At 73.1% G+C, this 23,589-nt stretch carries 20 protein-coding genes; 3 read left to right on the forward strand and 17 right to left on the reverse strand.

The window, feature by feature from the left end:
* Positions 1 to 3,705: AMP-binding protein (locus GCL84_RS01620; protein WP_156753518.1), on the reverse strand; the 3,705-nt coding region annotated here is incomplete at its 3' end.
* Between the two features lie 29 nt (positions 3,706 to 3,734).
* Positions 3,735 to 4,931 (reverse strand): cytochrome P450, encoded by a 1,197-nt coding sequence (locus tag GCL84_RS01625; RefSeq protein WP_156753519.1) that lies wholly within the window; start codon positions 4,929 to 4,931, stop codon positions 3,735 to 3,737.
* 235 nt (positions 4,932 to 5,166) lie between these two features.
* Here GCL84_RS01625 and GCL84_RS01630 point away from each other — a divergent pair, with 235 nt between their 5' ends.
* Positions 5,167 to 6,402: a phthiocerol/phthiodiolone dimycocerosyl transferase family protein gene (locus GCL84_RS01630; RefSeq protein ID WP_156753520.1), complete on the forward strand. Its 1,236-nt coding sequence runs from the start codon at positions 5,167 to 5,169 to the stop codon at positions 6,400 to 6,402.
* Here the strand turns inward: GCL84_RS01630 and GCL84_RS01635 are convergent, their stop codons facing one another.
* Positions 6,403 to 7,203 (reverse strand): Scr1 family TA system antitoxin-like transcriptional regulator, encoded by an 801-nt coding sequence (locus GCL84_RS01635; RefSeq protein ID WP_156753521.1) that lies wholly within the window; start codon positions 7,201 to 7,203, stop codon positions 6,403 to 6,405.
* Positions 7,204 to 7,325: 122 nt separating this feature from the next.
* Between GCL84_RS01635 and GCL84_RS01640 the strand changes: the two genes are divergently transcribed.
* Together GCL84_RS01640 and GCL84_RS01645 are read left to right on the forward strand one after the other, a co-directional pair.
* Entirely contained in the window at positions 7,326 to 8,105 is a 780-nt protein-coding gene (locus GCL84_RS01640) for a GntR family transcriptional regulator (RefSeq protein ID WP_156753522.1), read from the forward strand.
* Positions 8,105 to 8,632 carry a GNAT family N-acetyltransferase gene (locus GCL84_RS01645; protein WP_156753523.1) on the forward strand — a complete coding sequence of 176 codons (528 nt, stop codon included), beginning with the start codon at positions 8,105 to 8,107 and terminating at the stop codon, positions 8,630 to 8,632. The genes GCL84_RS01640 and GCL84_RS01645 overlap by 1 nt, the downstream gene beginning before the upstream one ends.
* Here the strand turns inward: GCL84_RS01645 and GCL84_RS01650 are convergent.
* The 14 genes from GCL84_RS01650 to rhaS all read right to left on the reverse strand — a co-directional run bounded on the left by GCL84_RS01650 (position 8,622) and on the right by rhaS (position 23,555).
* The gene (locus GCL84_RS01650; RefSeq protein ID WP_197522949.1) at positions 8,622 to 9,821 is read right to left on the reverse strand and encodes a cytochrome P450; all 1,200 of its coding nucleotides are present in this window, start codon (positions 9,819 to 9,821) and stop codon (positions 8,622 to 8,624) included. The two genes, GCL84_RS01645 and GCL84_RS01650, sit on opposite strands and share 11 nt — an antisense overlap.
* 51 nt (positions 9,822 to 9,872) lie before the next feature.
* Positions 9,873 to 10,568, reverse strand: coding sequence for a class I SAM-dependent methyltransferase (locus GCL84_RS01655; RefSeq protein ID WP_156753524.1), 696 nt, complete (start codon positions 10,566 to 10,568; stop codon positions 9,873 to 9,875).
* A 92-nt stretch (positions 10,569 to 10,660) separates the two neighbouring features.
* Complete coding sequence (locus GCL84_RS01660; RefSeq protein ID WP_156753525.1) at positions 10,661 to 11,224, reverse strand: NADPH-dependent FMN reductase; 564 nt, start codon at positions 11,222 to 11,224, stop codon at positions 10,661 to 10,663.
* A gap of 8 nt (positions 11,225 to 11,232) precedes the next feature.
* Positions 11,233 to 12,147 (reverse strand): Gfo/Idh/MocA family protein, encoded by a 915-nt coding sequence (locus GCL84_RS01665; protein WP_156753526.1) that lies wholly within the window; start codon positions 12,145 to 12,147, stop codon positions 11,233 to 11,235.
* On the reverse strand, positions 12,144 to 13,127 hold the full coding sequence (locus GCL84_RS01670) for a Gfo/Idh/MocA family protein (protein WP_156753527.1): 984 nt from the start codon (positions 13,125 to 13,127) through the stop codon (positions 12,144 to 12,146). The genes GCL84_RS01665 and GCL84_RS01670 overlap by 4 nt, the downstream gene beginning before the upstream one ends.
* A gap of 76 nt (positions 13,128 to 13,203) precedes the next feature.
* The gene (locus tag GCL84_RS01675; RefSeq protein WP_156753528.1) at positions 13,204 to 13,800 is read right to left on the reverse strand and encodes a LutC/YkgG family protein; all 597 of its coding nucleotides are present in this window, start codon (positions 13,798 to 13,800) and stop codon (positions 13,204 to 13,206) included.
* Positions 13,797 to 15,215: a lactate utilization protein B gene (locus tag GCL84_RS01680; RefSeq protein ID WP_156753593.1), complete on the reverse strand. Its 1,419-nt coding sequence runs from the start codon at positions 15,213 to 15,215 to the stop codon at positions 13,797 to 13,799. Before GCL84_RS01680 ends, GCL84_RS01675 begins: the two co-directional genes overlap by 4 nt.
* Before the next feature lie 17 nt (positions 15,216 to 15,232).
* Positions 15,233 to 15,970, reverse strand: coding sequence for a (Fe-S)-binding protein (locus GCL84_RS01685; protein WP_197522950.1), 738 nt, complete (start codon positions 15,968 to 15,970; stop codon positions 15,233 to 15,235).
* A complete protein-coding gene (locus GCL84_RS01690; protein ID WP_156753529.1) occupies positions 15,967 to 17,424 on the reverse strand; it encodes a rhamnulokinase in 1,458 nt (485 codons plus the stop codon). Before GCL84_RS01690 ends, GCL84_RS01685 begins: the two co-directional genes overlap by 4 nt.
* Entirely contained in the window at positions 17,421 to 18,869 is a 1,449-nt protein-coding gene (locus GCL84_RS01695; protein WP_156753530.1) for an L-fucose/L-arabinose isomerase family protein, read from the reverse strand. The genes GCL84_RS01690 and GCL84_RS01695 overlap by 4 nt, the downstream gene beginning before the upstream one ends.
* An 8-nt stretch (positions 18,870 to 18,877) precedes the next feature.
* Positions 18,878 to 20,917, reverse strand: coding sequence for a bifunctional aldolase/short-chain dehydrogenase (locus GCL84_RS01700; protein WP_156753531.1), 2,040 nt, complete (start codon positions 20,915 to 20,917; stop codon positions 18,878 to 18,880).
* A gap of 14 nt (positions 20,918 to 20,931) precedes the next feature.
* On the reverse strand, positions 20,932 to 22,089 hold the full coding sequence (gene rhaI, locus GCL84_RS01705; RefSeq protein ID WP_197522957.1) for an L-rhamnose isomerase: 1,158 nt from the start codon (positions 22,087 to 22,089) through the stop codon (positions 20,932 to 20,934).
* 13 nt (positions 22,090 to 22,102) lie between these two features.
* Complete coding sequence (locus GCL84_RS01710; protein ID WP_156753533.1) at positions 22,103 to 22,450, reverse strand: L-rhamnose mutarotase; 348 nt, start codon at positions 22,448 to 22,450, stop codon at positions 22,103 to 22,105.
* Between the two features lie 28 nt (positions 22,451 to 22,478).
* Positions 22,479 to 23,555 carry a rhamnose ABC transporter substrate-binding protein gene (gene rhaS / locus GCL84_RS01715; RefSeq protein WP_156753534.1) on the reverse strand — a complete coding sequence of 359 codons (1,077 nt, stop codon included), beginning with the start codon at positions 23,553 to 23,555 and terminating at the stop codon, positions 22,479 to 22,481.
* Positions 23,556 to 23,589: the final 34 nt, after the last annotated feature.

The following is a 23,589-nucleotide window of genomic DNA, read 5'->3' on the forward strand; positions in this document are numbered from 1 at the left end:
GGTGGCCAGCAACGCCTGCGCCTCGATCGGGTCGCCCAGCGCCGTGCCCGTGCCGTGCCCCTCCACAGCGTCCACATCGGACGCAGTCAGGCCCGCGCCTGCCAACGCGCGGCGGATCACCCGCTGTTGCGACGCGCCACTGGGCGCGGTCAGCCCGTTGGAGGCCCCGTCCTGGTTCACCGCGCTGCCGCGCACCACCGCCAGCACCCGGTGCCCGCGCTCACGCGCCACCGACAGCCGCTCCAACACCACCACACCGGCGCCCTCGGCCCACCCGGTGCCGTCCGCCGACGCGGAGTACGCCTTGCACCGCCCGTCGGCGGCCAGCGCGCCCTGGCGGGAGAACTCCACGAAGGAACCGGGGTCCGCCATCACCGTGGCGCCGCCTGCCAGGGCCATCGAGCACTCGCCCTGCCGCAGCGCCTGCGCCGCCAGGTGCACCGCGACCAACGACGACGAGCACGCCGTGTCCACCGTGACCGCCGGGCCCTCGAAGCCGAACACGTAGGACACCCGGCCCGACGCCACGCTCGACGCCGCGCCCGTGCTCGCGAAGCCCTCCAGCTCGGCGGGCACCCCGCCCGACCCGTAGCCCTGGCCCATCAGCCCGGTGAAGACCCCGACGTCGGCGCCCTTGAGCGAGGTCGGGTCGATCCCGGCGTGCTCCAGCGCCTCCCAGGACGTCTCCAGCAGCACCCGCTGCTGCGGGTCCATCGCCAGCGCCTCACGCGGCGAGATCCCGAAGAACCCGGCGTCGAACTCCCCGGCCCCGCGCAGGAAGCCGCCCTGGTCGGCGGACGAGGTGCCCGCGCCGCCCCCGGCGGCGAAGAGCCGGTCGAGGTCCCAGCCCCGGTCGGCGGGGAAGTCCGACACCGCGTCCCGGCCCTCGGCCACCAGCCGCCACAGGTCCTCGGGTCCGGCCACCCCGCCCGGCAGCCTGCACGCGAGGCCCACGATGGCGATCGGCTCGCCCGCGTCGGCGCCCGGCGCGGGCTCGGCGACCCGCTCGGTGATCCCCAGGACCTCGGTCCGCAGGTGGGCGGCCAGCGCGGCCGGGGTGGGGTGGTCGAAGACCGCGCTGGTGGGCAGGCGCAGCCCGGTGCCCCCGGTCAGCCGGTCGCGCAGTCGGACGATCGCCAGCGAGGTGAGGCCCAGGTCGCGGAACGCGCGATCGGCCGGGACCGACCGGTGCAGCAGCTCGGCGACCTGGGTGCGGACCAGGTCTTCCAGCAGCGCCAGTTGGGCGCGCTCGTCCAGGGCCGACAGCTCGCCGCGCAGGGCCGCCGTGACGGCCGGGTCGGGCTCGCTCCGCGCCGACGACGTCCCGGCGAGCGGGCCCAGGGCGGTGCCCGGGGACAGGGCCACCAGCGCGGGACGGCCTGCGGCGATGTCGAGCGCGGGGGGCAGGTCCTCGCCCAGCGCGAGGAAGGTGCCGGGCAGCCCGTGGTTGCGCACAACGGCCTCGGCCAGGACAGCCGTGACGGCCGCGTCCGGGTCGTCCGCCGACCCCAGCACGCCCGCGACCCCGGACACCACGACGAACGGCCGGCCGGCCAGTTCGTCCAAGCGCGTGGCCAGCTCGTCGACGCTGGTGACGACGACCTGGTGGTCCTCGGCGAACCGATGGGCGATCTCCACATCGGTGGCCACCACTGTGCCCGCCCAGGGCGCCACGGGCTCGTCCACGAAGGGCAGGGGGGTCAGCCGGGGGGCCAGCAGCCCGCCCGAGCGCACCGCGACCTGCGGCTCACCAGAGGCGAGCACGGCCAGCACCGTGTCCAGGGACAGCTCCGCGTCGGTGTCGACGACCGTGACCGGGCAGCTCTCCTGGAAGGAGCGGACCACGCCCCAGGCAGGCACCTCGGCGAGGTCCTGGGTTTCCCCCTCGACAGCGGCGACCGCGCCGCGGGTGCGGACCACCAGCCGGGACCGCGCCGCGCGCAGGTGCTCGGCCAGCAGCCGGGCGTCGACCCGCTGGAGGAGGACCGTCACGTCGGCGACCGCGTCCACCGCCGCCAGGTCCGCGTACTGGCGCACGTCGGCGCCCGCCGCCGTCAGCGCGGCGACCAGCCCGGCGTCGGGGCCGACCACCGCCCAGCTCCCCGCCACGGGACCGGGCTCGGCCGCCACCGGCACCCAGTCGAGGGTCAGCAGCGCGTCGTGGCGCCCGCTCGCGGTGTACCGGAGCCTGCCCGGCTGGTCGGCCAGCAGCCGCCGCTTCACCTTGCCCGACGGGGTCCGGGGGACGGCGGCGATCTCGTGGACCTGCTCGGGCACCTTGAAGGCGGCAAGGCGTTCGCGGCACAGGTCGATCAGCGCGGCGGGGTCGAACCCGACCGGGCCGGGGACCACGTACGCGACCGGCACCTCCCCCAGCAGGGGGTGCGCGACGCCCGCCACGGCGACGTCGGCGACGCCATCGGCGGTGCGCAGAACCGCCTCGACCTCGCCCGGGTGGATGTTCTCCCCGCCGCGGATGACCAGTTCCTTGATCCGGCCGCGGATGGTGAAGTAGCCCGCCTCGTCGCGGCTGGCCAGGTCTCCGGTGCGCAACCAGCCGTCCCGCACCGCCGCGGCCGTCGCCTCCGGGCTGCCGTGGTAGCCGACCATGACGTTCGGCCCGCTGACCCACACCTCGCCCTCGGCGCCCGCGGGCACGTCCACCCCGGTCCCCGGGTCGACGACGCGGACCCCCACGCCGGGCACCGGCAGGCCGCAGGACCCCTCGACCCGGGCGCCGCCCGGCGGGTTCATCGTGATGGCGCCGCAGGTCTCGGTGCTGCCGTAGGCGTCGACCAGCGGCACGCCGAAGGCCCGCTCGAAGGCCCGGTGCAGGCCGGGCCCGGTGACCGCCCCGCCGACCAGGCCGATCCGCAGCGCGGGCAGCTCGAGCCCGCCCGCCCCGGCGGCGGCGACGAGGTGCTCATAGATCGTCGGGACCCCGGCGAGGAAGGTCGACCGCTGAGCGCGCAGGACCCGGACCACGTCGTCGGCGGAGCTGCCGTCCATGATCCGGGCGGTGGCGCCGACGACGGTGACCGACAGGACGCACGCGATGTGCGACAGGCTGTGGAACAGCGGCAGCGGCCACAGCACGCGGTCCCGGTCGGTCAGGCCCGGGATCGGCACGTAGCAGGACGCGACGGACCACAGGCAGTTGCGCTGCGTCGACAGCACGCCCTTGGGCCGCCCGGTGGTCCCGGACGTGTAGAACATCCACGCCACCTCGTCCAGGCCGAGGTCGTCGCGGGCGGGCTCGGCGGGCTCGGTGCGGGCCAGCTCGTCGAAGCGGTGGTGGGCGGCGGGGGCATCGCCGGTCACCAGGAGCACCGCGCCGGGCGCCAGGGCGGGCAGCAGCTCGGCGTTGGCCGCGTCGGTGATGACCGCGACGGCGCCGCTGTCGGACAGCAGGTAGTCCAGTTCGGCGGGCGCCGAGGCGGGGTTGAGCGGCACACCGACAGCGCCCGCCCGGACGATCGCGAGATAGCTCTCCACAGTGGACACGCTGTTGCCGAGGCAGATCGCCACCCGGTCCCCGCGCCGCACGCCCAGGGCGGCCAGGTGCCCGGCCAGCCTGCGCGTGCGCGCCTCGAGGTCGTCGTGGGTGACCGCGCGCCGGTCGTCCTCGAAGGCCACCTTGCCGGGCAGGCGGGCCGCGTTCTCCAGGAGTGCGACGGGCAGTGGCTTGATGAGGTCGGTGCGCACTTTGCCGCGGTTCCTTTCGGGGAGAGGGCTCACCAGGAGACAGGCAGGTTCTTCACCGCGAAGACGGAGCCCTTGAGCCGCAGCGGGACCTCCTCGAACGGCACGGCCAGCGCGAGGTCGGGGAAGGCCCCCAGCAGCGCCGCCAGGCCCGCGCGCAGCTCGACGCGGGCCAGGTTCTGCCCCAGGCACTGGTGGATGCCGAAGCCGAAGGCCACGTGGCCCGAGGTGTCGCGGTCGATGTCCAGCGCCGCCGGGCAGCCGAACCTGGCCGGGTCGCGGTTGGCCGCGGGCACCGAGACGGTGACGCTGTCGCCCTTCTTGACGACCTCGCCGTGCAGCTCGACGTCCTCCAGGGCGGTGCGGTACATGTGGTACTGGTTCACGCTCAGGTAGCGCAGCAGCTCCTCGACCGCGGCGTCGAGCTTCGACGGGTTCGCGCGCAGGTCGGCCAACTGCTCGGTGTGGTGCAGCAGCGCGAAGACGCCGACCGTGAGCGCGCTCTCGGTGGTCTCGAAGCCCGCGAACAGCAGCAGCAGCACGACGTTGCACAGCTCGTCGGTGCTCAACTGCTCGTCGCTGGCGAGGACCCGGCTGATCAGGTCGTCACCCGGCTGCCCGCGCTTGCGCTCGATCACCTCGACGAACAGCGCACTGGCCCTGGCGTAGGCGGCGGCGACGTCCTCGGGGTTGGCGTCCGGGTCGTGCAGCAGCGTCGGCGCGTGCTCGAACTGGTCGCGCTCCTCGTAGGGCAGCCCGACCAGCTCGGCCAGCAGCCGCAGCACCAGCGGCCGGGCGAAGGTCTGCACCAGGTCGGCGGGCGCGCCGTGCTCGCGCATCGCGGCGACCTGCTCGGCGGCCACCTGCTCGACCCTGGGCTTGAGCTGGCCCGCCCGGCGGACGGTGAACTCGCCGGTCAGCAGCCGCCGGTACCGGGTGTGGTCCGGCGGGTCCATGTGGATGAACATCCCCGGGATCGACGGGTGCGTGGGCACCAACTGGCCCTGGTGGGTCACCGGGAAGTGGCCGATCTCCGTGCTGTGGCTGAACCGCGGGTCGCCGAGGACCTTGCGCACCAGCTCGTGGCTGCTGACGATCCACCCGACGTGCCCGTCGGGGTAGACCATCCTCGACAGCGGCCGCTCGGCGCGCAGCGCGTCGAAGACCGCGGGCGGGTCGAACTGGTGGGTGCGCGCCCACGGCTCCTCGAAGGAAATTGCCTCGCTCATGAACCCTCCACTCAAGACGAACCGCGGACCGGCAGCCGAATCCCGAATGGGGAATGCGCCGCGCACAGGGAGTCTCATCCTCGTGGAGCCAAAGCTAGGCGGGCCGCGACCACCCGGCATCCCTCAACCTGGTAATGCCGAACCGCCCCCCACCACCAGCCCTACCAGCCTGGGGGATGTCTCGCGCGCGGGGCCCTCCTAGCCTGGTCCAGGCGGGCCACCTGGAGGGAAACCGATGACGACAGCCGGGATCTGGCGGGCGCTCACCCCGACCGAGAAGGTCTACGCGGACAAGGAGATCTACGTCGGCTACACCGTGCGCGCCTCGGGCAGCCTGGACCTCGACGCCCTGCGAACGGCGTACGCGGCGGTCTGCCGCGCCCACCCGCAGCTCGCGTCCCGCCTGGGAACCGACGAGCACGGCCTGGTCGTCGTGGCCTCCGACACCCCGCCCGAGGTCCAGGTCCACGACGGCGACCCCGCCCACGCGCTGGCGGGCGTGCGCCTGGGCCAGGACAGGGCCCTGAGCGGCCTCAACGTCGTGCGCGACGGCGACAGGGCCAGCGTGACCCTGGTCAACCACCACTGCGTCGCCGACGCCGACCACTCCCTGGCGGTGTTCTCGCGGCTGTGGTCCTGCTACACCGACACGGTCGAGGGCGTGCCGTTCGACCTGCCCCGCCACCCGTACCCGAGGCCCCTGGAGGCCTTGCTCGGCGAACGCGGCTTCCAGGTCAACACCCCCGTCGCCAAGACCCCCGGCGCCACCGTCGAGCCCTCCCCCGACCTGCGCGTGCTCGTCCGGCACGTGGCCCAACTCCGCCTGACCGAGGCCCAGACGACCGCCCTGGCCGAGTTCGGCCGCCGCCACGAGGTGACCCTCAACGGCCTCCTGTCCGCCGCCATCCTCCTGGTCGAGGCCCAGAGCCGCGACATCCCCCTGACCGACCTGGTCCTGAGATTCACCGTCAACCTGCGCAACCGCGTCACCCCCCACATCACCCCCACCGAGGGCACCAACGTCGTGGGCGGCGGCAGGTTCATGGTCCCCGCCGGAACCACCCCCACCCCCGTGGCCATCGCCCGGGTGGTCGCCGACCAACTCCGCACAGGCCTGGCCGACGGCTCCATCCAACGCAGCCTCCTGGACATGGTCGACCTGGTGAACCGGCAAACCCCCGGCGAGGTCCCCCAGGAGACGCCCCACCCCCGCCACGTGGTGGTCAGCCTGACCAACTGGGGCCGGATACCCCCCATGCGAACCCCCGCCGCCCTGGCCCTGACCAATTTCCAGTCCGCCTCCCACATCCGGGAGTCCCCCGCCCACTTCGACGCCGCCCGCGGCTACGTCGCCAGCACCTTCGGTGGCCGCCTGGGCATCGACCTGGCCTTCCCGGAAAAGACCGCCGAGCAGGCCCAGCGCATCGACGACCTCCGCGAACTCCTGGTAGGGCTGACACAGCAGGGCTGATCAGCGCACACCACCGAGCTGGCCGAGCCCAGCCAGGCGATCTCGGACTACCCCCCGACTGTCCTCACCAGACTCGGCTGAGTCCAGAAGTCTGGCACACAAGTCTTGGTATCCGGAAACCATCGCGGGTTCTTCCAACACCAGATCCGCCCCGTGCAACCGCGCGTGCACCACCGGAGGAAAGTGCTCGAACCAGAACACCGTGAACGCCTGCGGCGGGGCCAGTTCAGCGCGCACCACCACCCACTCGTCAGCGCAGTCCAGCAGGGCACGCAGTTGAGCCGACATCACCGGGGCCGCAACGCCGTCGTGAACCAAGCTCCGCTCGCTGACCACCAGCACCCGCGCGACCCCCGACGACGGCGACGTCCTCTGTCCGATCACCGGCACACCGGTCACAGCCTCGGCGTACCCCGCTGTCCGCACCGACTCCGGCACCAACACCGGGTCGAAGGCCACCGACCGCGTCGCCAGGACCGAGATCTCCCCGACGACCTCCGGCGCATCGCCGGAACCCAACAACCAGTTCGTCTCATCGGCATGACGAGCCAGGTCGTACAGGATCGGACGCCGAAGGGCAGGGACCTCAAGAACCGCGCACAGCCCGCCGATCTCAACCGACGTCGGAACGCGCCGACCTGTCATGACCCGATTGGCCATCGCGGGCGACATCTGCACCGCCCTGGCCAGATCCCGAGTACTGATCCCCAGACGCCTGCGCTGCGCGTCCAGACTCCGGGCAAGGATCATGCCCCGCACGGTGCGCGGCCGATAATCCCCGGATTTGATCGACGCCGCCACTATCCCCACCCGTTCTGTTGTGAATGCGCACGCACTGGCTTAAGCCAGTGAAACACGAGGCCTCGTTGGTGTCAACCACTGTCTTGAGCCAGTAAGATGGACGCTCTGACCAGGAGGACTTCGTGACCAAAAGTTCGCACCCAGACCAGGTGCCTGCCAGCCGCCGTGTCGCGGCGGCACTGCGAGCGCGGATCGAGTCGGGCGAGCTGGCCGCAGGCGCGCTCCTCCCCTCCGAACGCACGCTTGCCGAGGATTTCGACGTGGCTCGCAACACCGCGCGGGAAGCTGTCCGGCTGCTGACCGACGAAGGCTTGGTCTTCGCTCGCCACGGGAAGGGTGTTTACGTTCGCGAGACGCGGAAGCTGATGCGCTTTGGCAGTGAACGCTACTCACAACGCGTTCGCGAGGAGACGGGCCTTTCCCCCTATCGCGCCGAGGTTGCCAAGCAGGGGCGGACAGCGCGAGTCGACTGCACATCAATCACGACTGTTCCGGCGCCCGGCTTCGTCGCGGAGCGCCTGGGCCTGGCAGCGGCGGACCCCGTCATCCGCCGGGAGAACTGGTACTTCGCGGATGACGAGCCCGTGCAACGGGGTGTCACGTTCATCCCCGTCGCAGTCGCGGGGGCAACACCACTGGCTGATTCCGCCAACCTCGGCAAGGGCAGCCTGTACGCCCGGTTCGCGGACCAGGGCTACCCGATCGCGACGATCCGGGAGGAGATCAGCGCACGGATGCCCCGCCACGACGAGAAGGAGCGACTCGACATCCCAGACGGTGTCCCCGTGATCGAGGTGGTCCACACCGGGATGGACCACGAAGGCACTCCGTTCGAGGTCACCGTGTTCACGATGCGGGCGGACACCAACGGCCTCGACTACACCATCCCGGTGCAAGCCTGATGACCGCCGTCACCGTCCGCCCGAGGAACGAGGCCGACCTCCCGGCTGCGGCGGAGGTGTTGGTCCGCGTGCACGATGAGGACGGCTACCCCGTCGAGGGAGTGGACGACCCGCGTGCCTGGCTTGTCTCCGACGCCCTGCTGATCGCCTTCGTGGCCACCTCGGGCACGAACGTCGTCGGCCATGTCGGCGTGTCCCGGCCAGGTCCGGGTGACGATGCCGCGGCCTTGTGGGCGAACCACCCCGAGCACGATGGCAATGCGGTCGCCGTTCTCGGCCGGCTCTTCGTCGATCCGCGCACCCGTGGCGAGCAGGTCGGTGAACGCCTCGTACGCGCGGCCATGAACCACGCCGGCGAGCACGACCTCCGCTTGGTTCTCGACGTCATGACCAAGGATCGCGCTGCGATCCGTCTCTACGAGCGCTTGGGGTGGACCCGCGTCGGCGAGGCACAGCACCACTTTGGAGCAGGCGAGAGCATCCCCGCCCTGTGCTTCGTCGCGCCTCTTCCAGCCGTCACCACGTGACGTGTAGCTTCTGCACCCCATAGACGTTGTCCGACGGGTCGCGCATCTCGACGCTCTCCGGGTCCACGAGCCGCAGCGTCGGGAAACGGGCGAACAGCGCCGGGAAGGCGACCCGCATCTCGATCCGGGCCAACTCCTTCCCCAAGCACGGGTGAATACCCGACCCAAACCCCAGATGCCCCCCAGGAACCCGGCGGATGTCGAGCTCGTCCGGCGTGTCAAAGCGAGCCGGGTCCCGGTTGGCCGACTGCAACGAGATCGCCACGGTCTCGCCCGCCTTCACCACCTGCCCCGCCAGCTCAACATCCACGAGAGCAGCCCGCGCTCCGGTGTGGACGACGCTCAAGTACCGCATCAACTCCTCCACGGCGCGGTCGGCAAGCTCGGGGGAAGCGCGCAGGGCCGCGAGCTGGTCGGGGTGGGTGAGCAGCGCGAAGGCGCCCAGGGACAGCATGCTCGTGGTCGACTCGACGCCGGCGAGGAGCATGATGGCGGCCAGGCCCGCGAGTTCGTCGTCGGGGAAGTCGCCGGAGGTGGCCAGGTCGCTGAGGAGGTCGTCGGCGGGGGTGGTGCGGCGGGTGGCGGCCAGGGTGCGGAAGTAGTCCTGCATGGCGGTGAAGCCCATGTCGACGAAGGTGGTGGGCAGTTGCTCCGCGCCGTCCCGGTCGGGGCGGACGTGCGGGGTGAAGCGGTCGCGGTCCTCGGGGGGCACGCCGAGCAGTTCGCAGACCGACAGCATGGGGATCGGGCGGGCGAAGACCTCCAGCAGCTCCACCGGGCCGCCCTGGCGCTGCATGGCGTCGAGCCTGGCGGCGACGATCTCGGTGATGACGCCGGTGAAGCGGCGCATGCGGCGCATGGTGAAGCGGCTCGCCAGCAGCCTGCGGTAGCGGGTGTGCTCCGGGCGGTCTATGTGCAGCATGTCGCCGGGGATCGGCGGCAGCCCCTGGCCGATGTCGGCCAGGGGCCAGTGCCGCCGGTCGTTGCGATGACTGAAACGCGGGTCGGCGAGCACCGCCCGCACCACGGAGTACCCGGTGGCCAGCCAGCCGTGGTGGCCGTCGGGGAACCGCGTGCGGGTCAGCGCGGACCGCCCGCGCAGCTCCGCCAGCCCGGCCGGGGGGTCGAACGGGCAACCGGCCGGGCGGGCGGCGGGCAGGTGCTGGGGCGCCATCGGCGTCTCGGTCATCTCGGCAACCTCGCGTGCTGGTCCACGGTGGACGGACAGGGGCCGCGCCGGTCAGACGCGCTTGGCCTCCAGCAGCCAGATCGGCACCAGGGCGCCGGTCTCGTCGGTGTCGAGCTTGCCGCCCTTGTAGTCCACGCGGTGCGCGTCCTGCTCGATGGCCCTGGTGGCCAGGTGGCGGGCGGTCAGCTCGGTGATCGACCACTCCGGGCCGCTGAACGCGGTGCGGATGGACTGCTCGGTGATCGGCTCCGGGCCCGCCGCGTCGCCGCGCGAGCACCACTGCAGCAGCCGTCCGCCGGGGCGCAGCACCCGGGAGATGGCGTCGGCGTACTCGCGCTGGCGCGCCGGGGTGAAGCAGTGGAACACCAGGCTGCTGGTCACCGTGTCGAACTGGCCCTCCAGGCCGTCGAGGCGGGTCGCGTCGGCGACGGCGAAGGTCACCGCGACCCCCTGCTCGGCGGCGCGGGCGCGCTGCTTCTCCACGGCGGTGGCGGAGATGTCCACACCGGTGGCGCGGTAGCCCTGCTTGGCGATGAAGATCGCGTTGTCGCCGAGGCCCGCGCCGACGTCGAGGACGTCGCCGGAGAGGCGGCCCGCGGCCTCCAGCTCGACCAGGATCGGCTGCGGACCGCCGATGTCCCAGGGCATCCGCTCCATGACGACGCCCTCGACCAGGGCGATCTCCCGGTACGCCCGCTCGTAGTCCACGTTCGTCGCGTCGAATTGCTGGTACGCGTTCTCGGTCATCGGGTCCGTCCCTGTCCTCGGCGGTGTGGCTGTTCGCAGATCCAGGATGCTGGAGCGCGCGGGTGCTGAGCACCCCCCAACCTGGTAAGGGTTCAGGCTCCCCGCAGCGGGGCGAGCGCGGTGGTCAGCGCGACCACCTCGCCGAGCATCCGGCGGAGCACGGCGTCGTGGGCCTCGGCGGGGGTGAAGGTCGTGAAGTCCTGGCAGTCGGTCCACAGCGACAGGTTGACCTGGGTGTAGGCGGTCGCGAGCTGGACCGCCCCGCAGATCTGCCGCAGGTGCTCGACGGCGCGGGCGCCGTTGACGTTGCTGCCGTAGCCGACGAACCCCGCCGCCTTGTGGTTCCACTCCGTGTAGACGAAGTCGATGGCGTTCTTGAGCGCGGCCGGGATCGACCAGTTGTACTCGGGGGTGACGAACACGAACCCGTCCAACTCGGCGATCTTGGCGCTCCACGCCCGGGTGTGGGCGTGGTCGTACACGCCCAGCCTCGGCACCCTGGGCTCGTCGAACAGGGGCAGGTCGTAGTCGGCGATGTCGACGAGCTCGAACTCGGCGTCCGCGCGCTCCCTGGCCGTCTTCTCGACCCACCGCGCCACCTGGGGGCCGAGGCGGCCGGGGCGGGTGGTGCCCACGACGATCCCGATTCTGGTCACCGGCCGCCTCACAGGTCGACCGGGCGGCCGGTCCGCGCCGACTCGCGCGCCGCCCGCACGACCCGCAGCGCCCGCACCCCGGCCGCGCCGTCCGGACCGACCGCGCGGCCCTCGGCGACGGCGGCCACGAACTCGGTGAGCATGACCGAGCGCGGGTCCGTCTTCGCCTCCCACCGGTCGAACCCGCCGAGCAGCCGCGGGTTGGCGGTGAACTCCACACTCCCCTGGTCGCCGACGAAGGTCATCTCAGGCGTGTCCCCGGCGCGCTGGTTCACCGATGGCCCCCAACTGCAATCAATGGCCGCGACGACACCGCTCGGATAGCGCACGCTGACGAACGCGGCGCTCTCGGTCCCCGGTTGTCCGCTGACGATGCTGTTGGCCTGGGCGTACACCTGATCGGCCACTTCCCCGCCGAGCACGGCGTCCACCAGGTCGAGCACGTACGGCGCGTGGTCGTCCAACGCCCCGCCCCGAGATCGGCCCGGACTGTTGAACGCCCCGTGGACGGTCAGCAGCTCACCCACGCCACTATCGGCGATCCCCTGGCGCACAACGGCGAACGCGGGACTGAAGCAAGCGGGCGAGGCGACGGTCAGCCGCACCCCGGCGGCGGCACAGGCGTCCACCATCGCCTGGGCGTCCGCTTCCCCGACGGCGAGCGGGTGCTCGCACAGCACCTGCGCCCCGACCCCGGCGGCCCGCTCGACCAGGTCCCGCCTGCGGGCGACCTCGCTGGTGACCACCACCGCCCGGGGCCGCAGCGCGAACACCTCGTCCCAACTGTCCACATGCGCCACACCGAGCCGGTCGGCCGCGGCCCGAACCCGGTCGTCCGGGCCCGCGACAACGACCTCGACACCCGGCATCTCCGCCAACAGCCGGACGTAGTCCTCGTCGAACGACAACACCGCGATCTTCACGCTGCCCCCTTGACCGGAAGTTCCACGGCACGCCCGGACCACGCGGACTCCGCCGCGGCCTGGGTGAGCCGGACAGCGGCCAGCGCGTCGCGCGCGCCCAGCCGCGGTTCGGGGCCGCCCGCGAACGCCTGGGCGAACTCCCGCATCTCGGCGACGAACGGCGATTCCCCGTGGTACTGGAACTTCTCGGCCGCGCCGCCGGTCGCCCGCACCTCCTGCGGCCACTCGGAGTCGTAGTCCACGGTCCCGCCCGTGCCCGAGACCCGGAACGCCACGCGGATGGGCGGGAGCTGCTTGGCCGTCCACCGGCTCACGATCTGGCTGATGGCCCCGCTGGCGTGGGTGAGCACGGCGGTGCCGACCCCCACCGTCCCCGCGGGCGCGGGGGTGGCGATGTCGCCCTGGTAGTAGGCGTGCACCCGCACGACGTCCCCGAAGATCCAGTGCGCGAGGTCGACCCCGTGCAGCATCTGGTCGGTCAGGATCCCTCCGGCGCGGGCGGACACCTGCCCGATCCAGGGCCGCGGGTGGAAGCCGGTGACGGTGAACCGCGCGACCGCCCCCCGTCCCAGCCCACCACTGGCCACCAGCCGGTGCAGCCGCGCGAACGGCGGGGAGAACCGCAAGTCGTGGGCCGGGTAGAGCGGCACCCCGGCCCGTTCCGCGGCGTCGACGATCTCCTCCGCCTCCGCGGTGCTGGCGGACAACGGCTTCTCGCACACCACCGCCACCCCCGCGGCGATGGCGGCCATGGCGATCTGGTGGTGGCTGCCGGTCGGCGTGCAGATGTCCACGGCGTCCACGCCGTCCAGCGCCGCGCCCAGCGACCCCACCGCCCGCACCCCGAACTCGGCCGCGAGCTCCTCGGCCCGACCGTCGTCGGAGTACACCCGGACCGACGCCCCGGCGAGCACCCACGCGTCCAAGTGCAGACGCGCGATCAGCCCCGCGCCGATCAGTGCCACTTCGACCTGTCCCATGGCCCTTCCCCTCATCGCCGACGCCAAGGGAAGTCTGTTGCACCACAGCCGGTGAGACCATCACCAACGTGGGTAGTCAGGCGGGGTCGATCACCAGGATGTGCAGGGTGCGCGGGCCGTGGACGCCCTCGACGCGGGTCAGCTCGATGTCGCTGGTGGCGCTGGGGCCGCTGATCCAGGTCTGCGGGCGGGCGGGGTCGAGGGCCGCCACGGCGGCGGGGACGTCGGCGACGACCTGGTCGGCGCGGACCAGGCAGAGGTGGGTGTCGGGGACGAGCGTCAGGGCGCGGCGGCCCTGGCCGGGGCCGTGGTCGAGGACCAGGGTGCCGGTGGTGGCGATGGCCAGGGCGGCGGTGGTGACGACGGCGTCGAAGTCGTCCAGTCGGGTGGCGGTCTCCCCGGTGTCGACCTGGCCCGCGACGGGGTACGGGAACCCCGGTGGGAGCAGGACGCGGGCGGTCGGCCCGACCGCGGCGGCGACGATCGCGGGCACGTCGGCCTCCGCGCACCGAACGACGTGGGCGCGGTATTCGGCGGCGCGTTCGACGAACAGGGCGACGGGGTCGGGCGGGGGCGGGGTGTCGCGGTAGGCGCGCGAGACCTGCGCGTGGGTCGGCTCGGCGTCGGCCAGGGCGCGGCGGACGGCGGCGAGGATCTCGTCGCGGGCGGTCACCGGCGCTCCGATCGCAGGCGGCGGAAGGCGCGGCGGGGTGGGACGGGCAGGTCGCGCGCGCCGGTCCACAGCGAGCCCGGCCAGGGCAGCCAGCGCAGCGACCGCCTGCCGCGCAGCGCCCGGGACAGCAGCCCGGCGGCCCGCTCGACGGCGCCCAGCCTGCGCGCGCGGCCGAACACCCAGCCCGCGGCGCGCATGGCCAGCGCCTCCGCCGAGGGCGGGCCGGGGCGGTGCGCGTCGACCACCCGCGAGCGCAGGTGGACCAGCACCTCCGGGATGTCGATGCGCACGGGGCAGACCTCGAAGCACGCCCCGCACAGCGTCGAGGCGTAGGGCAGCGAGTCGGTCTGGGCGTCGTCGCCGACGCCCTTCATCAGCGGGTTGAGGATGGCGCCGATGGGGCCGGGGTAGACCGACCCGTAGGCGTGGCCGCCGGTGCGCTCGTAGACCGGGCACACGTTGAGGCAGGCTGAGCAGCGGATGCAGCGCAGGGTCTGGCGCCCCACCTCGTCGGCGAGCACGCGGGTGCGGCCGTTGTCGAGCAGCACGACGTGCATCTCCCGCGGCCCGTCGCCGGGGGCGACCCCGGACCAGGTCGAGGTGTAGGGGTTCATCCGCTCGCCGGTGCTCGAGCGGGGCAGGAGCTGGAAGAACACGTCCAGGTCGGTCCAGGTGGGCACGACCTTCTCGATGCCGACCACGCTCACCAGCACCTCGGGCAGCGTCAGGCACATCCGCCCGTTGCCCTCGGACTCGACCACGACCAGCGTCCCGGTCTCGGCGACGGCGAAGTTCGCCCCCGACACCGCGACCTTGGCGCGCAGGAACTTCTCCCGCAGGTGCGCCCGCGCCGCGGCGGCCAGGTCGGCGGGCTCGTCGCTCAGCCCGTCCGGCGCGGCCTTGCCCGCGCCCGCCATGCGGTCGCGGAAGACCTCGCGGATCTCGGCGCGGTTGCGGTGGATGGCGGGCACCAGGATGTGGCTGGGCAGGTCGTCGCCGAGCTGCACGATGAGCTCGGCGAGGTCGGTCTCCCAGGCCGCGACGCCGTGCTCGGCCAGCGCCTCGTTGAGCCCGATCTCCTGCGTGGCCATGGACTTGACCTTGACCACCTCGTCGACCCCGTGGCTCAGCGCCACGGCGGCCACGATCGAGCAAGCCTCGGCGGCGTCGCGCGCCCAGTGCACGGTGACCCCGTTGTCCTGCAACGACTTCTCCAGCCGCAGCAGCGTCGCGTCCAGCGAGCGCAGCGCGTTGTCCTTGATCGCGGCCCCGGCGACCCGCAGCTCCTCCCAGTTGTCCACCTCGGCCACCACGTCCGCCCGCTTGGCGCGGATGGTCCCGGTGGCGTGGGCGAGGTTGTGCCGCAACTGGGTGTCGGCCAGGGCGGCGCGGGCGGCGACGGGGAACGGGGGCATCCCCAGGAACGTGCCGCTCACCGCTGCTCCTCCGTGCTCGCCAGGACCTCGGCCAGGTGCGCGACCCGGGTGCCCGCCCGCTGCCGCGACAGCACCCCGCCGATGTGCATCAGGCACGAGTTGTCCCCCGCCACCAACACCTCGGCCCCGGTGGACCGGACGTGCCTGGCCTTGTCGGCCCCCATCGCGATCGAGGTGTCGGCGTTCTTGAGCGCGAACGTCCCGCCGAAGCCACAGCACTGGTCGGCGGCGGGCAGGTCGACCAGCCGCAGCCCGCGCACGGCCCGCAGCAGCCGCGTCGGGCGGTCGCCGACCCCCAGCATCCGCAGCGAGTGGCAGGTGGGGTGGTAGGCCACCGTGTGCGGGAAGTACGCGCCGACGTCCTCGACCCCGAGCACGTCGACCAGGAACTCGGTCAGCTCGTGGGTGCGCGGCGAGGTCCGCGCGACGGCGGCGGCCAGGCCGGGGTCGCCGCTGCGGCGGGCGACGATGGCGTGCTGGTGGCGCACCGAGCCCGCGCACGAGCCCGATGGGGTGACCACGGCGTCGTAGCCCGCGAAGGCGTCGACGAAGGCGCGGACGGCGGGGACGGCCTCGTCGAGGTAGCCGGTGTTGACCATCGGCTGCGCGCAGCACGTCTGCGCCCCCGGGAAGTCGACCTCGACGCCGAGCCGCTCCAGCAGCCGCACCACGGCCGCCCCGGTGCCCGGGAACAGGACGTCGTTGACGCACGTGACCATCAGTGCGACCTTCACCCGCGCTCCTCCCACACCCCGGCCGAGGCCAGCCGGGCCTCCAGAGCGTCCCACTCCCCGGCCCGACCGGCAGGCCGGTGCTCGCGCGGCGGGTGGGTCGAGGCGATCAGCGAGCGCATCGCCCACCGGTCCGGCAGGTCCACGCCCAGCGCCCTGGCCTGCACGACGACGTTGCCCAGCGCCGCGGCCTCGACCGGCCCGGCCAGCACCGGCACCCCGCAGGCGGCCGCGGTCAGGTCGCACAGCAGCTCGTTGCGCGCTCCCCCGCCCACCACGTGGACGACCTCGACCGGCGTCCCGGTCAGCTCCCCCACCTGCCGGACCGCGCGCCGGTAGGCCATCGCCAGGCTCTCCAGCACGCACCGCACGACCTCCCCGGTGGTGCGCGGCGGCGCCTGCCCGCTGGCCAGGCACGCCCGCTCGATCCGGGCGGGCATGTCCCCCGGCGGCAGGAACCCCGGCGCGTCGATGTCGACCACCGGCCCGAAGGCGGGTGCGGCGGCGGCAGCGGCCAGGGCCTCGGCCAGGGTGACCGTCTGCCAGCCGCGCAGGCACTCGGACAGCACCCACAGGCCCATGACGTTGCGCAGCAGCCGGGTGGTGCCCTCGATCCCGCCCTCGTTGCCGAACCCGGCCGCCAGCGCTGCCCCGGTGGTCAGCGGCGACTCCAGCTCCACCCCGACCAGCGACCAGGTGCCCGAGGAGATGTAGGCGAAGCGGGAGCCCCGGGCGGCGGGGACGCCGACGACCGCCGAGGCGGTGTCGTGCGAGCCGACCGCCACCACGGGGACCTCCGCGCCCAGGTCGGCGGTCGTGCGGCCGATGACCTCCCCCGCCGAGCGCAGCGGGGGCAGCAGCCTGCCCGGCACCCCGGCGCGGGCGGCCAGGTCGAGGTCCCACTCGTGGCGGGCGGCGGAGTAGAGCCCGGTGGTGGAGGCGTTCGTGCGCTCGGCACCGATGCTGCCGGTGAGCCAGTAGGCCAGCAGGTCCGGGATCAGCAGCAGCGTCTCGGCGGCCTCGAGCCTGGCGCTGCCCGCCTCCGCGGCGAGCTGGTAGAGCGTGGTGAACGGTAGTTGTTGCACACCAGTGGACGAATACAGCTCCTCCGGCGTCACCAGCTCGTGGACCCGGGCGGGCACCCCGTCGGTGCGGCTGTCGCGGTAGTGCACGGGATTGCCCAGCAGCGCGCCGGAGGCGTCGAGCAGGCCGTAGTCGACCGCCCACGAGTCGATCCCCACCCCGTCCAGCCGCCCGCCGGACAGCGCGGCGCGCAGCCCGGCCAGGGTCTCCCGGTAGAGGCCCAGCACGTCCCAGTGCAGGGTCGGCCCGAGCCGCACCGGCTCGTTGGCGAACCGGTGGACCTCCTCGGCGCTGAGGTGGTCCGGCCCGACCAGCCCTACCAGCACCCGCCCGCTGGTGGCCCCGAGGTCGACGGCGGCGACGCGCGCGTTCACCGCACCACCGCCAGGTCCAGCCCGAGCAGGTCGGCCACCGCCGCCAGCTCGGCCACCCGGTGCCCGGTCCCCAGCGCCCAGTGGTGCGCGACACCGGTCGCCGACCACTCGTCGGTCCACTCGGCCGGGTCGCGGCCGAAGTCGACCCGGGACGTGGTGTTGCCGATCCGCAGCAGCGGCCCGCCGACGACCTCGCCCTCCGAGGCGACCAGCGTGAACGTCCCGTCCCGGAGCTGGCCCAGGCCGAGCAGCGTGACCGGCCCGTGCGCGACGTCGAACTCGACCGACACGCCCCAGCCGCGCTTGCCGTGCAGCACGTCGAGCCCGCGCAGCAGCGGCTTGCCCGAGCTGATGGCCAGGTGGGCGGGCCCGTCGTGGCCCATCTCGACCACGCCGTCGCGGAAGTTGAGCGCCTGCAACTCGGTGAACGACCCGCCCGCGCCGAGCCGGTCCATGACCAGCATCGCCAGCGACGTGCGCAGCTCGTACTCGCCGCAGGCGGGGATCCCGCGCGCGGTCAGCAGCGAGCTGCCCAGGATCAGCCCGGCCCCGACCCGCTCGTGGGTCTCGCCGTCGAGGCCGCGGTGGTAGTAGGCCAGCGAGTCCAGCGCGAAGTCCTCGACCAGCCGGTCCAGGGCCACCGAGACCCGCGCCGCCCACCGCAGGTCGTCGGCGGCCACCGAGTCCGCCAGGGTGAACACCTCCCGCGCCAGCTCGACCCGGGCGGTGGTCTCGGCGTCGGTCACCGCCTCGGCCCGCACCCGCACGTCGTCGATCTCCAGCACCTCGACGTGCCCGCCGAGCTGGGCGGTGACCAGGGTGGGGTCGGTGGCGACGTCCATCATCCCCGGGTAGAGGTGCCCGAGCAGACCATGTCTGCCGTGCCGCAGCGCCGCCCGCACCCCCGCGGCCTTGACCCACCGCTCGATGCGCGTCCACGCCCGCTCGTCGGCGAGGTGGCCCGACACGGACCGGAACTCGACGCCGACCCGGCGGAAGGCGTTGGCCATCTCCGGCAGCGGGCAGGCCCCGCAGTAGGCCAGCCACGCCCCGGTGTCGAAGGTGGCGTGGTCCATCGCCTCGGTGGGCTGGAGGTTGACCAGCAGCACCGGCGCCCCGGTGCGCTGGGCGACCGGGACCAGCATCGTGGCGGTCATGTACGTGGTCAGGAAGCCCACGATCAGGTCGCAGTCGGCGACCCGGAGCCGCTCGGCCGCCGCCGCGCCCTCGCGCTCGTCGGAGACGAACCCGACGTCGACGACCTCGCAGTCCAGCGCGCCCAGCCGCCGCGCCACGACCTCGGCCGAGCGCCGCAGCCGCGGCAGCAGGTCGGGGAACTGCGGCCAGTACGCGCCGAGCCCGCCCGCGACCAGCCCGACCCGGGTCCTGCGCGGGGTGACGCGGTCCAGGCCCGCGACGGCGGGCTGGTCGAGGGTGCCGGTCATGGTGCTCCTCAGCGGATGAAGGCCGCGGCGACGCCCGCGTCGACCGGGATGTGCAGGCCGGTGGTGTGGGTCAGATCGCCCCCGGCCAGCGCGAAGACGGCCGCGGCGACGTGCTCGGGCAGCACCTCGCGCTTGAGCAGGGTCCGCTGGGCGTAGAAGGCGCCCAGCTCCTCCTCCGGCACGCCGTAGACCGCGGCGCGCTTGGCGCCCCAGCCCCCGGCGAAGATCCCGGAGCCGCGCACGACCCCGTCGGGGTTGACGCCGTTGACCCGGATTCCGTGCTCGCCCAGCTCGGCGGCCAGCAGCCGGACCTGGTGGGCCTGGTCGGCCTTGGCCGCGCCGTAGGCGAGGTTGTTGGGCCCGGCGAACACCGAGTTCTTCGACGAGATGTAGACGACGTCGCCGCCGAGGCCCTGGGCGATCATCGCCCGGGCGGCGGCCTGCGACACCAGGAACGAGCCCTTGGCCATCACGTCGTGCTGCACGTCCCAGTCGCGCTCGGTGGTGTCCAGCAGCGACTTCGAGATGGACAGCCCGGCGTTGTTGACCACCAGGTCGACCCCGCCGAAGGCCAGCGCCGCCGCGTCCACCGCCGCCGCCACGGCCGAGGCGTCGGTGACGTCGGCGATCGCCGCGACGGCCCGGTCCGGCCCGCCGATCCCCGCCGCGACCGACTCGGCGGCCGCGGCGTCGAGGTCGGCGACGACCACGCACGCGCCCTCGGCCGCCAGCCGCTCGGCGATGGCCTTGCCGATCCCGGACCCGGCCCCGGTCACCAGGGCGACCCGCCCGGTCAGCGGCGCGGGCGCGGGCATCCGCCGCAGCTTGGCCTCTTCGAGCTCCCAGTACTCGATGCGGAACTTCTCCGCCTCGCTGATCGGCGCGTACCGCGACACCGACTCCGCGCCGCGCATGACGTTGATGGCGTTGACGTAGAACTCCCCCGCCACCCGCGCGGTCTGCTTGTCCTTGCCGAAGCTGAACATCCCGACACCGGGGACCAGCACGATCGCCGGATCGGCCCCGCGCAGCGGCGGGCTGTCCGGGGTGGCGTGGCGGTCGTAGTAGGCGCGGTACTCGGCCCGGTACTCCTCGTGCAGCTCGCGCAGCCGGGCGACGACGTCCTCGACGGGGGCGGTGGCGGGCAGGTCGACCACGAGCGGGCGGACCTTGGTGCGCAGGAAGTGGTCGGGGCAGGAGGTGCCCAGGGCGGCCAGCTCCGCCAGCCTGGCGCGGGCGCAGAAGTCCAGCACCACGTCGCTGTCGGTGAAGTGGCCGATCTGCCGCTTGTCGGTCGAGGCAAGTCCGCGGATCACCGGGGCCAGCGCCGCCGCCCGCTCCCGCCGCCACGCCTCGGGCAGGGGCTCGTTGTCGGGCACGACCGGGCCGAAGGGCTCGGCGGACCCGCGCTCGGCCAGGAACCGCTCGGCCGTGCGGATGATCTCCAGCGAGTTCGCCGCGCACTCGGCCGACGTGCGCCCCCACGCGGTGATGCCGTGCCCGCCCAGGATGACGCCGATGGCCCGCGGGTTCGCCGCCTTGACCGCGGCGATGTCGAGGCCGAGCTGGAAGCCGGGGCGCCGCCAGTCGACCCAGGCCACGCGATCGCCGAAGCACTCCTCGGTCAGCGCCTCCCCGTCGGCGGCGGTGGCCAGGGCGATGCCGGAGTCGGGGTGCAGGTGGTCGACGTGCGCGGCGTCGACCAGGCCGTGCATGGCGGTGTCGATCGACGGGGCCGCGCCGCCGCGCCCGTGCAGGCAGTAGTCGAACGCGGCGACCATCTCGTCCTCGCGCTCCACGCCCGGGTAGACCTCGACGAGCGCGCGCAGCCGGTCCAGCCGCAGCACGGCCAGCCCGGACTCGGTGAGCGTGCCCAGGTCGCCGCCGGACCCCTTGACCCACAGCAGCTCCGTCGGCGTCCCGGTCACCGGGTCGACCGCCGTGCCCTTGGCCGAGGTGTTGCCGCCCGCGAAGTTCGTGTTGCGCGGGTCCGCGCCCAGGGCGTTGCTGCGGGCGACCAGGTCGGCCGCCGGGGAAAGCTCGCTCATGTCGTTCTCCTCGTTCACGCGCCCCACCCGGCCTGCTCGCCGCCGACCCGCTCGGCGACGACCGCCTCGTGGTGGCCGCTGCGCTTGTAGGCGGCGATCGGGTCCGGGTCGAGGCCCTGGTCCTCGCGCACCTCGCGCAGCAGCGGGCGCACGTCGGTGTTGTAGGCGTCCATCAGCACGGCGTTCGCGTCGAGGACCTCGCCCGCGCGCTGGGCCGCGGCGAGGGCGTCCCGGTCGACCAGCAGGGCCTTGGCGGTGGCCTCCTGCACGTTCATCACCGACCGGATCACCGCGGGGATCTTGGCCTCGATGTTGTGGCACTGGTCGAGCATGAAGTTGATGCCCGCGGCGGGGTCGAGCGCGTCCGCCCGGACGATCTCGCACATGATCCGGAAGAGCTGGAACGGGTCGGCCGCGCCCGCCATCAGGTCGTCGTCGGCGTAGAAGCGGGAGTTGAAGTCGAACGCGCCCAGCTTCCCCTGGCGCAGCAGGAAGGCCACGATGAACTCGATGTTGGTGCCCGGGGCGTGGTGGCCGGTGTCGATGCACACCGTCGCCTTCGGACCCAGCTCGAGGCAGTGCGCGAACGACGTGCCCCAGTCGGGGATGTCGGTGGCGTAGAACGCGGGCTCGAACAGCTTGTACTCCAACAGGATGCGCTGGTCGTCGCCGAGCCGGTCGTAGACCTCGCGCAGCGCGGCGGCCAGCCGGTCCTGCCGGTCGCGCAGGTCGTCCTGGCCGGGGTAGTTGATCCCGTCGGAGAACCACAGCTTGAGGTCGCGGGAGCCGGTGGCGTCCATCACCGCCACCGCCTCGAGCAGGTGGTCGGTGGCCTTGCGGCGGATACCCGCGTCCGGGTTGGTGACCGAGCCCAGCTTGTAGTCGTCGTCCTGGAAGACGTTGGTGTTGATGGCCCCGACGCTGACGCCGAGGTCCCGCGCGTGCTCGGTCAGCGCCGCGTAGTCGTCCACCTTGTCCCACGGGATGTGCAGCGCGACGCTGGGCGCCGCGCCGGTGAACCGGTGCACGGCCGCCGCGTCGGCGATCTTCTCCTGCGGCGTGCGGGGCACCCCGGCCTGGGCGAACACCTTGAACCGGGTGCCGGAGTTGCCGAACGCCCAGGACGGGGTCTCGATCCGCTGCGCGGCGAGGGCTTGCTTCACGGCTGCCATGTCGGGCACGGCGTCACCTTTCGGGTAGCTCGGTGAGTTGCTCATCGAGGTCGAAGACCGGTTCCAGCAGGAGGAAGCCCTCGTCCGGCGGCCTGCCGTCCAGGTCGGCGAAGAACTCGGCCATCTCCGCCTGCCAGCGGGCGTTGACCTCGGTCTCGGCCATCGCGGCCTGGGCGGCCGCGAGGGACTCGGCGCGGACGTGGCCCACCAGCAGGCCGTCGGCCCGCAGGAACAGGGCGTAGTCGTGCCAGCCGGTCTCGCGCAGGGCGGCGAGCATCTCCGGCCACACCGCCCGGTGCCGCTCGACGTACTCGGCCACGCGCTCGGGTTTGACCTGCAGGCAGAAGCAGTAGCGCGGCACCGGGACCCTCCGAGGTCGGACTGGTCGGTCAGAAGTCGAACTGGTCGATGTTGGACGCGTCGAAGACCGTGGGCGGGCCGAGGACGATCTCGCCGTCCGCGCCGATGGTGTACTCGCCGAGCTTGCCCGCGGTGAACTTCTCGCCCTGCTGGCCGGTGATCTGACCGGACTTGAGCGCGACGCCCGCGTAGGCGGCGAGGTAGCCGATGTCGGCCGGGTTCCACAGCGCGAACTTGGCCGCGGTGCCGTTCTTGACGTACTCGCGCATGGCGTTGGGGGTGCCCAGGCCGGTGACGGCCACCTTGCCCTGGTAGTTCGACGAGCTGATGTAGCGGGCCGCGGCGGCGATGCCGACGGTGGTCGGGGAGACGATCGCCTTGAGGTTCGGGAACGACTGGAGCAGGCCCTGGGTCTCCTGGAACGACTTCTGGTCGTCGTCGTTGCCGTAGGCGGTCTTCACCAGCTTCAGCCCGGAGTTCTCCGGCTTGGCCAGCTCGGACTTGACCACCTCGATCCAGGCGTTCTGGTTGGTGGCGTTCGGGGTCGCCGACAGGATCGCGATCTCGCCGGAGCCGCCCGCGGCCTCCTTGGCCAGCTCGACCAGGGCCTGGCCGATGCCCTCGGTGGTGGCCTGGTTGACGAACGCGTCGCGGCACTCCTTGGCGGAGTCGGAGTCGAACGAGACGACCTTGATCCCGGCGGCGCGCGCCTGGTTGAGCGACGGGCAGACCGCGTTCGGGTCGTTGGCGGCCACGGCGATGACGTCCTGCTGCTGCTGGATCAGCGTGTTGATGTAGCTGACCTGCGATGAGGCGCTGGCGTCGTTGGGGCCGACCAGCTTGTACTCGCCCTTGAGCTCCTTGAGCGCGGCCTCGCCGCCGCCGACCTCGATGTCGCTGTAGGGGTTGTTGAGCTGCTTGGGCAGGAACGCCATCTTGACGCCCTCCTGCAACGGGGCGTCCGGGTCCGCGGCGGCGGCGGAGCCGCCCGGCGCGGCCGGGCCGGTGTCGGAGCCCTTGGTGGTGCCGCCGCAGGCGGTGAGGACCACGGCCATGGTGGCGGCCGCGGCCACCACCACGGCGCGGGACGAAAGAGTGCGGGACATCGTTGTCGCCTTTCTGGACAAGGGGAAGTGCCGG

It is taken from the genome of Actinokineospora pegani, assembly GCF_009745975.1.
GTDB lineage: Bacteria > Actinomycetota > Actinomycetes > Mycobacteriales > Pseudonocardiaceae > Actinokineospora > Actinokineospora pegani.